Consider the following 15,279-nt stretch of genomic DNA (forward strand, 5'->3'; position numbering starts at 1 on the left):
CCCTATTGCGGATTGCCAGAAACCTTAAGGCTTGACGCAATCCGCGATGCTGTGGCCCGCCTCTTCATAGGCGCGAACGGCACCGGAGTGCAGTTTCATCGTCACCGCGCCGCACACACCTTGGCTTGTGCCGTCGATGTCCCCGAAGCTCAGGAACAGATATGGCCCACGGGGCGAACCCGTCAAAAACCGGTCCTGCCCAGCGAGGTAGGATTTGGTGATCTGATAAGCGAGCTCTTCGTCCATCGTCGCGGGCACGATCTGGGCGAAGGCCAAGGCAAACGTGTCGAACGTGTCATCGTCCGTCACGATTGTGATGTCGTTTCCTGCGTAGGCGGCGCGATATTCCTCAATCGGGATCGAATATGGAGCGTTGCCCGGCGCGTTGACGATCTGTTGCCCCAACTCGCTGTTCAGCAGCTCAGACGGCATATCATAGATCGTCGTGCCACCCGCCGCTGCAATCGCGATCTGGCGTCCAGACGGCAGACCTTCCGGGAGTGTCCAGCCATCGACCGCGCCACCTGTGATCGTCGAAACTGTATCAGGCCACGGTGTTTGAACGCCCTCATAGCCTTCGCCGTCTTTCAGACCGGCCAAAAGCTGGATGGCCGCGCGCCCCGTTGTCAAAGCGGCACCGCGCGGCGGACCGTTGTAGATGCGCTTGCCTTCAATGTCCTCGATCCCCTGAATTGCACCGCTGTTGTAGTGACCGAACAGCTGGGCAGACGGGGCTGAGAAGAACAATGCCCGAAGATTGCTGGCGAGTTCCTTACCCTTCTCGGAACCAACGCCGGAATAGGGCCCAACGCCCCGCGACAACAGGAAGGGCAGGATCAGCGGCGCAGGTGCCATATCAAGCTGGCCTTCGGCAACAGCCTGAACCGAGTTCGTCAACGTGGCCCCTTCGGTGATCTGCATTGTCGCCACACCGTCCGCGTCCAGAACAGCGGCAAGTGTTGTGTCAATGTAATGCGGCGTGGACCCCGGCGAGGTGGTTTCCGCGGTCAGTGTCGCTTGAGCGAAAGCTGCAGCGGGCAACAACGCTAGGATCGCGCCTGCAATAGATGTCTTGATCATGTTTTCCTCCCTGAACGGTGCGCATGCCGCGCACAGTATTCCCGCTGGTCGCGGGCCCCAACGGAAGGTTTGCAAAAATTATGTGACTTGTCACGTAAAATAATTACTGATCTTATTGCGAGTAGGAGAACCCATGACACCAGCCCAGAATGATCGCGTTGATCGCTACAAAGCACGATGCCTCACGCAGGAGCGTAACCTGTTTGGGCGTTTGCAGGCGGCGGCTTTGGCCTCCCGGACGCAAGCCAAGCGATTGCTAAAATCGAAAGGAAATCTCTCGATTACCGAATGGCGCGTTCTTTGGGATTTGGCAGAGGCTGGTCCTTTGACGGTGACAGAGATGGCGTCCATTCAAAGAACCGATCACGCCCTGATCAGCCGGACGATCCCAACCATGATTAAGAAAGGCTATGTCGCGACCACGACAGGCACAACGGATCGCAGGACGTCTCTGGTTGCGTTGACCACTGCAGGACGCTCCGTTTTCGAGGAAACATCAGTGATCATGTCAAAACGACGAGCGGCACTTTCAAGCGCATTTTCCGAAGCCGATCTTGACGCATTCCTTGGCCTGATCACCCGTTTTGAGCAGTTCGTAGAAGACCCCATATCATTCGCTCTAGCAACAGAGGGCAAAAGATGACCAAAACGCCCAACGTACTTTGGATAATGGCCGATCAGCTTCGTTTCGACTATTTAAGCTGCTACGGCCATCCGCATCTTCACACACCCCATATCGATGCTCTGGCCAAGCGCGGCGTGCGTTTTGATCGCGCCTACGTGCAATCGCCAGTTTGTGGCCCTTCGCGCATGTCTGCCTACACCGGGCGCTACGTACGCAGCCATGGCTCAACCTGGAACGGCATGCCGCTCCGGGTCGGAGAACCCACGCTAGGCGATCACCTACGCGACGCGGGTGCCCGCGCGGTGCTGGTCGGCAAAACCCACATGATCGCCGACAAAGAAGGTATGGCCTGGCTCGGTATCGATCCGGAAAGCGAAATAGGCGTGCACCGATCAGAATGCGGGTTTGAACCATTTGAGCGTGACGATGGCCTTCATCCTGACAGCCCGCGCCAACAATGGTCTGCCTATGACGACTACCTCGTGGCCCATGGCTATGACAGCGAAAACCCTTGGGAAGACTTCGCCAATTCCGGTGTCGACGACGATGGCGAATTGCTTTCTGCCTGGCTGCTGAAAAACTCCCGCCTTCCCGCCAACGTCCCCGAAGAACATTCCGAAACCGCCTATATGACCAATCGGGCGATGGATTTCATGGAAGAGGCGATGCAGGACGGCCGCCCGTGGATGTGCCACCTCAGCTATATCAAGCCGCACTGGCCCTATATCGTGCCTTCCCCCTATCACGACATGTATAACGAGACGCACATCGTCGATCCGATCCGCTCTGAAATCGAACGCGAGACCGACCATCCCCTCATGCGTGCCTACCTCGACGCCCGCGTCTGCCGCAGTTTCTCCCGCGATCATGTGCGCGAACACGTCGTCCCGGCCTATATGGGTCTGATTAAGCAGTTGGACGACAATCTGGGCCGGTTGTTCGCCTGGATGGATGAGAAAGGCTTCAGTGAGAACACAATCGTCGCCTTTACCTCCGATCACGGAGATTACATGGGTGATCACTGGATGGGTGACAAGGATTTCTACCATGAAATGGCGGTCAAGGTCCCGCTGATCGTTGCGGACCCCCGACCCGCGGCCGATGCGACCCGAGGCATGGTTTCGGACGCGCTTGTTGAAATGATCGACCTCGCACCCACCTTTATGACAGCACTCGGCTGCGCGCCAAAACCCCATGTGGTCGAGGGTCGCGACCTGACGCCGCTATTGCACGGAACCGAAGGGTTTTCCCGCCAGTACGTGGTTAGCGAGCATGACTATCACTGGTCCGAAATGGCGACATCGCTTGGCGTCTCGCAGGAAGATGCGCACACGACCATGATCTTCGATGGCCGATGGAAATACATCCATTGTGAAGGCTTCGCGCCGGTTCTTTTCGACCTTGAGAATGATCCGGACGAACTCGACGATCTTGGGCGCTCAGAAGCAACGAAGCATGTCGAGTTGCGGTCACGAATGGAAGCCGCCTTGCTCAGGTGGGCGACGCGTCATCATACCAGGATCACGGCCACGCCTGCTGTTTTGGCGCGCCAAAAAACGGCCGCGAAAGATGGAATTCTCATCGGATTCTGGGATGAGGAGGAATACCTGAGTGTGACAGGGCAAGCCTTCAGTGATTTGGAGCCGTCTGGGAATAGTTGAATGCGGAATCTCGCGTTTCCCGCCACTGAACACATAGGCTCAGCAGCAGTACTCTTTTGATTTATCTAGTGGCACAATGCGGCAGATAGTGATCATTTAAATGCAAAACTTCCACGACCGCAAAGTCCCGCGTGGCGGACATTTCGAGCGAGAAAAAAGGCCGCCTCCTTTCGGAAGCGGCCTTTCTTTATTTCTAACCGGTGTCCCCCAGGTTTTCAGGGGTGTGGGCTCTCGGCGATTTCCGTTGGAAACCGCCTGCCGCCCACCCGACGGCGGAGCCGTCGTTACTCGGTGATTTTCGACACAACGCCCGCGCCAACAGTGCGGCCGCCTTCGCGGATCGCGAAGCGGAGGCCTTGCTCCATGGCGATCGGTGCGATCAGCTCGACGTCGAACTTCAGGTTGTCGCCAGGCATCACCATCTCTGTTCCGCTCGGCAGCTCAACTGTGCCGGTGACGTCTGTCGTCCGGAAGTAGAATTGCGGGCGGTAGTTGGCGAAGAATGGCGTGTGGCGGCCACCCTCTTCCTTGGTCAGGATGTAGGCCTCTGCCTCGAACTTGGTGTGGGGCTGAACCGAACCTGGCTTACACAGAACCTGACCGCGCTCAACGCCGTCACGGTCGATGCCGCGCAGAAGCGCGCCGATGTTGTCGCCAGCTTCACCGCGGTCCAGCAGCTTGCGGAACATTTCAACGCCTGTGCAGGTCGTTTTCGCGGTGTCGCGGATACCCACGATTTCAATCTCTTCACCAACGTTAATGACACCGCGCTCAACACGACCGGTCACAACGGTACCACGGCCGGAGATCGAGAACACGTCCTCAACCGGCATCAGGAACGGCTGGTCCACGGCGCGCTCTGGCGTCGGGATGTAGTCGTCAACAGCGGCCATCAGCTCTTTGATCTTCTCTTCGCCGATCTCAGGGTTGTTGCCTTCCATCGCCGCCAAAGCGGAGCCCGCGATGATCGGAATGTCGTCGCCCGGGTATTCGTAGCTGGACAGCAGCTCGCGGATTTCCATCTCGACCAGCTCCAAAAGCTCTTCGTCGTCAACCTGGTCAACCTTGTTCATGAACACGACCATCTTCGGGATGCCAACCTGGCGGCCCAGAAGGATGTGCTCGCGGGTCTGCGGCATTGGGCCGTCAGCGGCGTTCACAACCAGGATCGCGCCGTCCATCTGAGCGGCACCGGTGATCATGTTTTTGACGTAGTCGGCGTGGCCGGGGCAATCAACATGCGCGTAGTGACGCGCGTCGGTTTCATACTCAACATGAGCGGTCGAGATGGTGATCCCGCGGGCTTTCTCCTCAGGCGCGCCGTCAATCTGGTCATACGCCTTGAAGTCACCAAAATACTTCGTAATCGCAGCCGTCAGCGTCGTCTTACCATGATCAACGTGACCAATCGTGCCAATGTTTACGTGCGGTTTCGTACGTTCAAACTTCTCTTTTGCCATTGTGTGGCTCCTTTATTGTCTCAGGCGGAGGGCGGGGTCTCCCCCGCCGCACCGGTTATGCAAATTTCGCTTGGATCTCTTCGGAGATATTCGAAGGCACGGCCTCGTAGTGGTCGAACTGCATAGAGAAGTTCGCACGACCCGAGGACATCGACCGCAAGGTGTTGATGTAGCCGAACATGTTGGCCAGCGGCACGAATGCGTCGATTGCAATCGCGTTGCCGCGTGTATCCTGACCCTGAACCTGCCCACGACGGGAGGTCAGATCGCCAATGATACCACCAGTATATTCGTCCGGCGTGATCACTTCGACTTTCATGATCGGTTCCAGCAGCTTCGCGCCGGCTTTCTTCATGCCTTCACGCATACACATACGTGCCGCGATCTCGAACGCCAGTACCGAACTATCCACGTCGTGGAACTTACCGTCGATCAACGCAACCTTGAAGTCGATCACAGGGAAGCCAGCCAGCGGGCCGCTATCCATGACCGAGTTGATGCCTTTTTCCACGCCCGGAATGTATTCTTTCGGGATGGAGCCACCAACGATGCGGGACTCAAACGAGTAGCCTTCACCAGGCTCGGTCGGGGAAATGATCATTTTCACTTCGCCGAACTGACCAGACCCACCGGACTGCTTCTTATGCGTGTAAGTGTGCTCAACCTCGTGACCAATGGTCTCACGGTAGGCCACTTGTGGAGCACCAATATTAGCTTCCACTTTGAATTCACGCTTCAGACGGTCGACCAGAATGTCGAGGTGCAATTCGCCCATGCCCTTCATGATGGTCTGACCGGATTCGAGGTCAGTTTCCACGCGGAAGGATGGGTCCTCTGCAGCCAGACGGCCCAGACCTTGTGACATTTTCTCTTGGTCGGCCTTTGTTTTCGGCTCAACCGCGATCTCGATCACCGGATCGGGGAAGGTCATCGTTTCCAGAACCACCGGTTCCTTCTCGTCGCAGAGCGTGTCACCCGTTGTGGTGTCTTTCAGACCTGCAAGCGCGATGATGTCGCCGGCAAATGCCTCATCGATCTCTTCGCGGTTGTTGGAGTGCATCATCATCATCCGACCGACGCGCTCTTTCTTGCCCTTGGTCGAGTTCAGCATGGAGCCGCCCTTGTTCAAGGTACCAGAATAGATGCGGGTAAAGGTCAGCGAGCCCACGAAGGGGTCGTTCATGATTTTGAACGCCAGACCTGAGAAGGCCATGTTGTCATCGGCGCGGCGCGCGATGTCACGGACTTCGTCCTCATCGCCGGGCTTAAAGCCCATGTAGTCAACCACGTCCAGCGGGCTGGGCAGGTAGTCGATCACAGCGTTGAGCAAAGGCTGAACACCTTTGTTCTTGAAGGCAGAGCCACCCAAGACAGGCACGAATTTCAGCGCCAGGCAGCCCTTACGCAGCAATTTGCGCAGGCTTTCGATGTCAGGCTCAGTGCCTTCCATCAAATAGGCTTCCATCGCGTCGTCGTCCATTTCGACGGCGGCCTCGATCATTTTGCCACGCCATTCATCGGCTTGCGCCTTCAGGCTGTCGCGGATCGGAGCTTTGATCCAAGATGCGCCCAGATCTTCGCCCTGCCACAACCATTCTTCCATGGTCACGAGGTCGATAAGACCTTCCAGTTCGGTTTCGGCACCAATTGGGATGCCAACCGGAATGGCGGTCGCGCCTGTACGGTCTTCAATCATGTTCACACAGTTGAAGAAATCCGCACCGATCTTGTCCATTTTGTTCACGAACACGATACGTGGGACCTTGTAGCGGTCCGCCTGACGCCAGACAGTTTCTGTCTGCGGCTCAACACCGGCGTTACCGTCAAGAACGGTCACGGCACCATCGAGAACAGCCAAGGAGCGTTCGACTTCAATGGTGAAGTCAACGTGGCCTGGCGTGTCGATGATGTTCATGCGGTGCTTTTCAGAATCCGCAGTCGCGCCGTCTTCGGTGCGTTCCCAGAACGTGGTTGTCGCAGCGGAGGTAATCGTGATGCCACGCTCCTGCTCCTGCTCCATCCAGTCCATCGTGGCTGCGCCGTCATGGACTTCGCCGATGTTGTGGGATTTGCCGGTGTAGAAAAGAATGCGCTCGGAGCAGGTGGTTTTACCTGCATCGATATGCGCGATGATACCGAAGTTGCGGTAGCGGTCGAGTGGATAGTCGCGTGCCATATGCTTTGCGTCCTCTTACCAGCGGTAGTGGCTGAACGCTTTGTTCGCGTCGGCCATCTTATGGGTGTCTTCACGTTTCTTAACGGCCGAACCACGGGAGTTGACGGCGTCCATCAGCTCACCTGCAAGGCGTTCTTCCATCGTGTTTTCGTTGCGCGCACGAGCCGCTTTGATCAACCAACGGATGGCCAATGCTTCGCGACGCTCAGGGCGAACCTCAACAGGCACCTGGTATGTGGCACCACCGACGCGGCGCGAGCGCACTTCGACGGACGGTTTGATCAGCTCAAGCGCTTCGTGGAACACTTCCACTGGGGCTTTCTTCAGCTTGTCTTCAACACGATCAAAGGCGTTGTAGACGATACGTTCTGCGACCGACTTTTTGCCGTCGATCATCAGGTTGTTCATGAATTTGGTCAAAACCAGATCGCCAAATTTGGCATCGGGCAGGACTTGGCGCTTCTCGGCGGCGTGACGACGTGACATCTGCTGCTCTCCTTACTTCGGCTTCTTCGCGCCGTATTTCGAACGGCGTTGCTTACGGTCTTTGACGCCTTGGGTATCCAACACACCGCGCAGGATGTGGTAACGGACACCCGGAAGGTCTTTCACACGACCGCCGCGGATGAGAACAACAGAGTGCTCTTGCAGGTTGTGGCTTTCACCGGGAATGTAGGAGATCACCTCGAAACCGTTGGTCAGGCGAACCTTTGCAACTTTCCGCATCGCGGAGTTCGGCTTCTTAGGTGTGGTTGTGTACACCCGGGTGCAGACGCCGCGCTTTTGCGGGCATTCTTGCAGGTGCATGGACTTCGAGGTCTTGCGTTTTGGCTGCCGCGGCTTGCGGATCAGCTGTTGGATCGTTGGCATTAAGGATTTCCCCTTGTTTGCGTCTTCGTTTGGGGCCCTGCCCCGCTATACATCCACCTCAGCAAGGCGGGTTCGTCTCAAGTCGTATTTACGCGTCCGCAAACACAAAAGCCCGCATCGGGTTGCCCTACCTGGGATCCGAGCGGTGGAGTTTCAGAGGTTGAGGGCAATAGCCGCCCCGAACTTGACCGTCCAAAATTTGAAAGCGGTTCAGGCGTACCCCGAACCAATTGCGCGCTTACTAGAAGGAGTCGACGGGGCTGTCAACAGCCGCCACTTCGGCGGCGCATTGGCCCGCGGCGCCGACTGTCACATCGCGCGCCCGGCAACGCGGTTTCGACAGATTTTAATGCGGTCACCATTTATTAGCTCATCACAGCTAGCTTGTCTCTGTTTTGAATGACCAGCGGACGCGACATGCCCTCAGTTCTTTTTGTACATGAGAATTTTCCAGCCCAGTTTGGGGGGCTGGCGCATTACATGGCTGATCTTGGCTGGAACGTCGTCTTTGCGACCGCGCGCGACGAATTTGAGCCCGGCAAAACTCACCAGATCGAAAACTTCAAGCTGGTACGCTATGAAAACCAGGGAAGTTCGCGCAGTGGGCACCCCTACCTGGCCGGAACGGAACGCGCGATCCGCAATGGTCAGGGCTTTTCACGCCTGGCGGCGGCGCTGCGCAAGGGCGGATTTGTTCCAGATATCATTGTCGCACATTCCGGCTGGGGGTCGGGCAGCTTTGCCAAGATTGTTTGGCCAGACACCAAGCTCGTTCAATATCTCGAATGGTGGTACAATTACCCCCCGTTGACGCGATGCCGGGCAAAAAACGACCAACGCCAGAGGACGATCATGCCCGCACCTTGGTTCGCAACCTGCCATTTCTACTGGATTTCCAACAAGCCGATTGCGTGATTGCACCGACCACGTTTCAGGCCAACCAGGCGCCTGACTTTATCAAGTCACGCACCGTCGTGCAGCATGACGGCGTCGATTGCGACATGTTCCGCCCCTTGGACAACAGCGAACCCGTTCTGTCGTTAGAGGGCGTGCCTGACGACGCGCCGATCCTGACCTTTGCCACGCGTGCACTGGAGCCTATGCGCGGGTTCTATGATTTCATGGCTGCTGTTGAAATACTTATGAAGCAGCGCCCCGACCTTCATGTGGTCGTCGCGGGCGAAGATCGTTCTGCATATGGTCCCAAGCTCAAACGCGGGCAAAGCCACAAACGAAACGTGCTCGTCCGGCACAAATTCGACCGCAGCCGTCTGCATTTCGTCGGACGTATGCCGAAACGGCGTTACGCCAAGCTTTTGCGGCGTAGTACCGTGCATGCTTATCTGACACGGCCCTTCGTGCTGTCATGGTCAATGATCGAAGCCATGGCCAGCGGCTGCGCGATGGTCGTCACTGATGTGCCGCCGGTGCTGGAAGCTTTGGGTTCAGATGAGCCTGCATTGACCGTGGCGCCGGGTGATGTCGCGCAGATTGTGGCTTGCGTCAACACGCTGCTGGACAACCCCGAACACGCCCGCGCCATGGGCGAAGTTGCCCGCGCCCGCGCCCGCGCAAAGTATGACACCAAACAGTGCTACCCAAAACTGGCGAAGCTGTTTGAGGATTTGTCCGCCAAAACTTCGGAAGCTCATATCGCAGCAGAATGAACGGGTCTGAAAACAGACGATGTGCGTCGGCAGCCATGTGGTCTAGGGCGATAGTTCCAACTGCAAATTGCTTGCACTCGCGTAGGGTCTAACCCTGGATCGGTGGCCAGCAAGCGGCACGATATTGCCAGTCAATTTTCAGGAATTTGGCGAAAATAGGGCATAAATCAGGCATGTCGGCCTCCAAGAGAAATACGTTAAGCCATTGAATATTAACGATTTCGAAAGAAATTAAACTTCAGAATAAGACTGTTTCCGACGGGTTTATTCCGACCGGGATGCAAACCTGTTACTAATCTGAGTCGTCGCCTCCCGTGTTCTGGGAGGGCGTTAAAACCTGTGGGGGGTTAGATAGTGTCGCGATTACGCCTTGCCTTATGCACCGTCTGTTTTGGTGCCTTTGCTGCAACTTCAAGTTTTGCGGGTGAACAATCCGTGTCGGGCGCATCCGCCCTGCCCGCCAATCTGGACATCCTGTCAGATGGTGTTGAGCGCATCCAACTGGCAGATAGATTGCCGGTGTTGACCCAGAAAGTCTCCGCTTCGTCATGCGCGCTGCGCGCGGGCATCGCGGTGGAAGAACAACGCGCGACACTGCGCCAAGCGCGCAAAGAATTCGACGCAATTGTTTTGTCTCTGACATTCGGAAACCCAAACCTGAACATCGCAGGACCGGAGCAAAACCAGCAAGTGGTGAGCGATCTGGACCTGGTCCGCGACGCCTGGAGCTACACGCGACGCGCCATCCGCGCCGTGATCGCGAACCCTCAAGATACAGAAAATGCGGCATTGATCGACGCGCATAGCGAGGCATTGCTTGGCATGACCTTGGCGTTAGCGGCCGATGTCTCGGGCCGCTATGTCCAACCGTTCGAAATCAGACAATCAGACGCCATGGCGCTGAGCATTGCCGGGCGCCAAGCTATGCTGACACACCAGATGGCAAAAGCCGTATGTGAATTAGCGACGTCGCAGCAATCTGATGAAATGGGCGCCGAGTTTGACCGACTTGCCCATACCTTTGAAGCGTCGATGACAGCCCTGCGCGGCGGACTGCCAAGCGTCGGCATTCAGCCCGCACCGACCCGCGAAATCGCGGCGGACCTGGACAGGCTTATGGAAGGCTGGCGCCGCATCAAAGATGATCATTTCGACGCCTTTGGACGTGGTGAGATGAATGAGGCACAATTCGCTGCGATTCTTCATGATCTGAAGACAGGTCTGCGTGGTATCGACAGGCTCGCACAGCGCTATGCGACTTACGCTGAACGGCTGAACTAGGCCCGCCACACATCATCCTAGATAGAAAAAGCCCCGCCTTTTCAGGCGGGGCTTTCTAATTTGTATCAGATGAAAGCCGCTTACGCGTCGCGGCTTTCCTCGGGTGTTTCCACGAACAGGTCCTCAGACGCATCGCTGACGGTTTCTTCCGGCGCGGCCAATGCCAATGCGGCATCCGCTTCAGCCTTGCGAGCCTCGATCACGACGTTGTCGCGATCCACGGCGATCTTGCGCATCTGCTGGGTCGCCCCGCCAGTACCGGCTGGGATCAGACGGCCCACGATCACGTTCTCTTTCAGACCAATCAGCTTGTCGCGTTTGCCCATGGTAGAGGCCTCCGTCAGCACGCGGGTCGTTTCCTGGAAGGACGCGGCCGAGATGAAGGAGCGTGTCTGCAACGACGCTTTGGTGATACCCAACAAGATCGGCTCGCCCTTCGCAGGCTCATGCCCGCGCGCGATTGCCTTCTCGTTGGCGGCATCAAATTCAGCCTTATCGACATGCTCGCCCTTGAGCAGAGTTGTTTGACCGCTTTCGCTGATCTCCCATTTCTGCAGCATCTGGCGGACGATCACCTCGATATGCTTGTCGTTGATCTTCACGCCCTGCAAGCGGTAGACGTCCTGGACCTCGTCGATCATGTAGTCAGCCAAGGCCTCGACACCCATAATGGACAGGATGTCATGCGGCGCCGGGTTGCCGTCCATGATGTAGTCGCCCTTCTGGACAAAATCACCTTCCGCAACCGGGATGTGCTTGCCCTTGGGCACCATGTACTCGACCTTGTGATCCGGATCATCCGAGCTTTCGATCGCGATGCGGCGCTTGTTCTTGTAGTCCTTGCCGAAGCGCACATAACCATCAATCTCAGCGATGATCGCGTGATCCTTCGGACGGCGGGCTTCAAACAGTTCCGCAACCCGTGGCAGACCACCGGTGATGTCCTTGGTCTTGGCACCCTCACGCGGGATACGCGCAACCACGTCACCAGCTTTGACATCCTGACCGTCTTCGATAGACAAAATGGCGTCCACAGACATTGGGTATGTCGCGGGGTTGTCATTGTCCAAACGCACAGGCTCGCCATTGGCATCTTCAAGGATGATCTCAGGCTTGAGGTCATTACCTTTCGGTGCCGCACGCCAGTCGACTACGATCTTCTGGGTCATGCCGGTCGCATCATCGGTCTCGTCACGGACAGCAATGCCCGAAACCAGATCGACAAACCGGGCCTTACCGGCTTTTTCAGCGATAATCGGCAAGGTGTATGGGTCCCATTCGAAGAGCTTGTCGCCGCGCGAGACTTTTGCCTTGTCCTTGACGTGCAGCTTGGAGCCGTAGTCGATCTTGTGCCGCGCACGTTCCACACCGTTTTCATCGGTGATGGTCAGCTGCATGTTGCGACCCATGACGACTTGCTCGCCCTGCGCGTTTTCAAGGATGTTGGCGTTTTCAAACGCAACCTTGCCCTCTTGGGAGGCTTCCAGGAACGACTGCTGTCCACCTTGCGCAACGCCACCGATGTGGAAGGTCCGCATCGTCAGCTGTGTACCGGGCTCACCGATGGACTGCGCGGCGATGATGCCGACAGCTTCACCAGTGTTGACCAGCGTACCACGTGCCAGGTCACGACCGTAGCACATGGCGCAGACGCCCTCTTCGGCCTCACAGGTCAGTGGCGAGCGCATCTTGGCGTTCGGAATATCGGCCGCATCAATCGCGTCCGCTTTCCGCTCGTCAATCAACTCACCACGTGCAACCAGAACTTCGTCGGTGCCGGGAACAAGGATGTCCTCAGCCGCCGTGCGGCCCAGAAGACGTTCGCCGATGGAGGAGACAACCTCCCCATCATTGACCGCCGATTGAGCGTTGATGAAGTTCTCTGTCCCGCAATCATGCATACGCACAATGCAGTCCTGCGCCACGTCGACCAGACGACGTGTCAGGTACCCCGAGTTCGCGGTCTTCAACGCCGTATCCGACAGACCCTTACGGGCACCGTGGGTCGAGTTGAAGTACTCAAGAACGGTCAGACCTTCCTTAAAGTTCGAGATGATCGGCGTCTCGATGATTTCACCGTTCGGCTTGGCCATCAGGCCGCGCATACCGCCCAGCTGCTTCATCTGAGTGACCGAGCCACGCGCACCGGAATGGGCCATCATGTAGACGGAGTTTGGTTCATTCTCGGAACCATCTTCCGCACGACCACTGTCGGAGATCGAGCCCATCATCGCGTCGGTGACTTGGTCGTTACATTTCGACCAAGCATCGATCACTTTGTTGTACTTCTCACCCTGAGTGATCAGGCCGTCCATGTACTGCTGTTCGAACTCTTTGACCTGTTCGCGGGTGTTATCCACGATGGGCCATTTTGTGTCTGGGATCAGCATGTCATCCTTACCGAAGGAAATGCCGGCCTTAAACGCCTCACGGAAGCCCATGGTCATGATCTGATCACAGAAGATAACCGACTCTTTCTGACCGCAATACCGGTAGACGGTGTCGATAACCTGCTGCACTTCCTTTTTGCGCAGAAGACGGTTGACCAGCTCGAACGGAGCCTTGGCGTTCAGCGGCAGAAGCGCACCAAGACGCAAACGGCCCGGCGTGGTTTCGAAGCGCGTCAGTACCTCGTTACCTTCCTGGTCGATCTGCGGCAGGCGGGCCTGGATTTTGGCGTGCAAATGCACGGTGCCAGCGTCCAGCGCGTGCTGCACTTCTTCAACGTCGGAGAAGACCATGCCTTCGCCGGTCATGCCCTCACGCTCCATCGAGATGTAGTAGAGGCCAAGGATCATATCCTGTGACGGCACGATGATCGGCGCGCCGTTCGCGGGCGACAGAACGTTGTTCGTGGACATCATCAGAACGCGGGCTTCAAGCTGCGCCTCAAGCGACAGCGGCACGTGGACCGCCATTTGGTCGCCATCAAAGTCGGCGTTAAAGGCCGAACAGACCAGCGGGTGCAGCTGGATGGCTTTACCTTCGATCAGAACCGGTTCGAACGCCTGAATACCGAGACGGTGCAGCGTTGGTGCACGGTTCAGCATGACCGGGTGTTCACGGATCACCTCGTCCAAGATATCCCAAACCTCGGGACGCTCTTTTTCGACCAGTTTCTTGGCCTGTTTCACGGTGGAAGACAGACCTTTGGCCTCAAGACGCGAATAGATGAACGGCTTGAACAGCTCGAGCGCCATCTTCTTGGGCAACCCACATTGATGCAGCTTCAGCTCTGGGCCCGTCACAATGACCGACCGGCCGGAGAAGTCGACGCGTTTCCCCAGAAGGTTCTGACGGAAGCGGCCCTGCTTGCCTTTCAGCATGTCTGACAGCGACTTCAGCGGACGCTTGTTGGCACCCGTGATGGTCCGGCCACGACGGCCGTTGTCGAACAGTGCATCGACGGACTCCTGAAGCATACGCTTCTCGTTCCGTACGATGATATCAGGTGCACGCAGCTCGATGAGCCGCTTGAGACGGTTGTTCCGGTTGATCACACGACGATAGAGATCATTCAGGTCAGAGGTCGCGAAGCGGCCACCATCCAGCGGTACCAGCGGGCGCAGCTCTGGCGGGATCACAGGCACGACGGTCAGAACCATCCATTCCGGGCGGTTGCCGGATTCAAGGAAGTTCTCAACCAGCTTCAAACGCTTGATGATCTTCTTCGGCTTCAGCTCACCAGTAGCTTCCGCGAGGTCTTCGCGCAGCTGCTCAGCTTCGGCTTCCAGATCAATCGCGGCCAGCATCTCGCGGATCGCTTCGGCGCCGATATTGGCGGTGAAGGCGTCCATGCCATAGGCGTCTTGCGCGTCGAGGAATTCTTCCTCGGACATCAATTGGCCGTATGTCAGGTCGGTCAGACCCGGCTCGATCACAACGTAGTTCTCGAAGTAGAGAATGCGTTCCAGATCGCGCAACGTCATGTCCAGCATCAGGCCGATCCGGGATGGAAGCGACTTGAGGAACCAGATGTGTGCCACTGGGGCTGCCAGCTCGATATGGCCCATACGCTCACGACGGACCTTTTGCAGCGTGACTTCCACACCACATTTTTCGCAGACAACGCCGCGATATTTCATCCGCTTATATTTGCCGCAGAGGCATTCGTAGTCTTTGATCGGGCCAAAGATACGCGCGCAGAACAGGCCGTCACGCTCAGGCTTGAACGTCCGGTAGTTGATGGTTTCCGGCTTTTTGATCTCACCGTAAGACCACGAGAGGATCCGCTCCGGCGAGGCCAGCGAGACTTTGATCTCGTCAAAGGTCTTCGGCGGCGTGACCGGGTTAAACGGGTTTGTTGTCAGTTCCTGGTTCATACTGCTTTCCCTTTCAGGGTGCCGTCGAAATCATACGAGCGGCAAATAAGAAGACGCCAAATTGTGCGAACGCAAAGGCTGCGCTGTACAAAAGTTGACGACGCCGGTGTCGCGGAGACATTTGTAGCCAGCCAATT

11 protein-coding genes are annotated in these 15,279 nt (G+C 57.0%); 5 read left to right on the forward strand and 6 right to left on the reverse strand.

The window, feature by feature from the left end; translation table 11 throughout:
* Positions 1 to 24: 24 nt before the first annotated feature.
* Positions 25 to 1,080, reverse strand: a complete 1,056-nt coding sequence (locus ACZ1G7_RS09515) for a TAXI family TRAP transporter solute-binding subunit (RefSeq protein ID WP_472663573.1) — start codon at positions 1,078 to 1,080, stop codon at positions 25 to 27.
* Positions 1,081 to 1,213: 133 nt separating this feature from the next.
* Here ACZ1G7_RS09515 and ACZ1G7_RS09520 point away from each other — a divergent pair, with 133 nt between their 5' ends.
* Positions 1,214 to 1,723, forward strand: coding sequence for a MarR family winged helix-turn-helix transcriptional regulator (locus ACZ1G7_RS09520; RefSeq protein ID WP_472663574.1), 510 nt, complete (start codon positions 1,214 to 1,216; stop codon positions 1,721 to 1,723).
* Positions 1,720 to 3,366 carry a sulfatase-like hydrolase/transferase gene (locus ACZ1G7_RS09525; RefSeq protein WP_472663575.1) on the forward strand — a complete coding sequence of 549 codons (1,647 nt, stop codon included), beginning with the start codon at positions 1,720 to 1,722 and terminating at the stop codon, positions 3,364 to 3,366. Before ACZ1G7_RS09520 ends, ACZ1G7_RS09525 begins: the two co-directional genes overlap by 4 nt.
* Positions 3,367 to 3,650: 284 nt before the next feature.
* Here ACZ1G7_RS09525 and tuf read toward each other — a convergent pair whose 3' ends face one another.
* From tuf to rpsL, 4 genes are read right to left on the reverse strand one after another with little or no spacing between them, the layout of a single operon-like run.
* A complete protein-coding gene (gene tuf, locus ACZ1G7_RS09530; protein ID WP_472660257.1) occupies positions 3,651 to 4,826 on the reverse strand; it encodes an elongation factor Tu in 1,176 nt (391 codons plus the stop codon).
* A gap of 55 nt (positions 4,827 to 4,881) precedes the next feature.
* A complete protein-coding gene (fusA, locus tag ACZ1G7_RS09535; protein ID WP_472663576.1) occupies positions 4,882 to 7,002 on the reverse strand; it encodes an elongation factor G in 2,121 nt (706 codons plus the stop codon).
* Positions 7,003 to 7,017: 15 nt separating this feature from the next.
* Complete coding sequence (gene rpsG, locus ACZ1G7_RS09540) at positions 7,018 to 7,488, reverse strand: 30S ribosomal protein S7 (protein ID WP_472663577.1); 471 nt, start codon at positions 7,486 to 7,488, stop codon at positions 7,018 to 7,020.
* 12 nt (positions 7,489 to 7,500) lie between these two features.
* Positions 7,501 to 7,872: a 30S ribosomal protein S12 gene (gene rpsL, locus ACZ1G7_RS09545; RefSeq protein ID WP_472663578.1), complete on the reverse strand. Its 372-nt coding sequence runs from the start codon at positions 7,870 to 7,872 to the stop codon at positions 7,501 to 7,503.
* Between the two features lie 417 nt (positions 7,873 to 8,289).
* Here rpsL and ACZ1G7_RS09550 point away from each other — a divergent pair, with 417 nt between their 5' ends.
* The 3 genes from ACZ1G7_RS09550 (at position 8,290) to ACZ1G7_RS09560 (ending at position 10,820) form a co-directional block, all read left to right on the forward strand.
* Positions 8,290 to 8,787 carry a hypothetical protein gene (locus tag ACZ1G7_RS09550; RefSeq protein ID WP_472663579.1) on the forward strand — a complete coding sequence of 166 codons (498 nt, stop codon included), beginning with the start codon at positions 8,290 to 8,292 and terminating at the stop codon, positions 8,785 to 8,787.
* Positions 8,688 to 9,539: a glycosyltransferase gene (locus ACZ1G7_RS09555; RefSeq protein ID WP_472663580.1), complete on the forward strand. Its 852-nt coding sequence runs from the start codon at positions 8,688 to 8,690 to the stop codon at positions 9,537 to 9,539. Before ACZ1G7_RS09550 ends, ACZ1G7_RS09555 begins: the two co-directional genes overlap by 100 nt.
* A gap of 354 nt (positions 9,540 to 9,893) precedes the next feature.
* On the forward strand, positions 9,894 to 10,820 hold the full coding sequence (locus ACZ1G7_RS09560; protein WP_472663581.1) for a type IV pili methyl-accepting chemotaxis transducer N-terminal domain-containing protein: 927 nt from the start codon (positions 9,894 to 9,896) through the stop codon (positions 10,818 to 10,820).
* 80 nt (positions 10,821 to 10,900) lie between these two features.
* Here the strand turns inward: ACZ1G7_RS09560 and rpoC are convergent, their stop codons facing one another.
* Positions 10,901 to 15,142 (reverse strand): DNA-directed RNA polymerase subunit beta', encoded by a 4,242-nt coding sequence (gene rpoC, locus ACZ1G7_RS09565; RefSeq protein ID WP_472663582.1) that lies wholly within the window; start codon positions 15,140 to 15,142, stop codon positions 10,901 to 10,903.
* Positions 15,143 to 15,279: the final 137 nt, after the last annotated feature.

The organism is Litoreibacter sp. JB4-2, assembly GCF_055693445.1.

What these genes read in the sequence shown, in the direction of transcription:
- ACZ1G7_RS09515 (WP_472663573.1), bottom strand. Translation starts at nt 1,080, where the DNA reads ATGATCAAGACATCTATTGCAGGCGCGATCCTAGCGTTGTTGCCCGCT.
- ACZ1G7_RS09520 (WP_472663574.1), top strand. Translation starts at nt 1,214, where the DNA reads ATGACACCAGCCCAGAATGATCGCGTTGATCGCTACAAAGCACGATGC.
- ACZ1G7_RS09525 (WP_472663575.1), top strand. Translation starts at nt 1,720, where the DNA reads ATGACCAAAACGCCCAACGTACTTTGGATAATGGCCGATCAGCTTCGT.
- tuf (WP_472660257.1), bottom strand. Translation starts at nt 4,826, where the DNA reads ATGGCAAAAGAGAAGTTTGAACGTACGAAACCGCACGTAAACATTGGC.
- fusA (WP_472663576.1), bottom strand. Translation starts at nt 7,002, where the DNA reads ATGGCACGCGACTATCCACTCGACCGCTACCGCAACTTCGGTATCATC.
- rpsG (WP_472663577.1), bottom strand. Translation starts at nt 7,488, where the DNA reads ATGTCACGTCGTCACGCCGCCGAGAAGCGCCAAGTCCTGCCCGATGCC.
- rpsL (WP_472663578.1), bottom strand. Translation starts at nt 7,872, where the DNA reads ATGCCAACGATCCAACAGCTGATCCGCAAGCCGCGGCAGCCAAAACGC.
- ACZ1G7_RS09550 (WP_472663579.1), top strand. Translation starts at nt 8,290, where the DNA reads ATGCCCTCAGTTCTTTTTGTACATGAGAATTTTCCAGCCCAGTTTGGG.
- ACZ1G7_RS09555 (WP_472663580.1), top strand. Translation starts at nt 8,688, where the DNA reads ATGCCGGGCAAAAAACGACCAACGCCAGAGGACGATCATGCCCGCACC.
- rpoC (WP_472663582.1), bottom strand. Translation starts at nt 15,142, where the DNA reads ATGAACCAGGAACTGACAACAAACCCGTTTAACCCGGTCACGCCGCCG.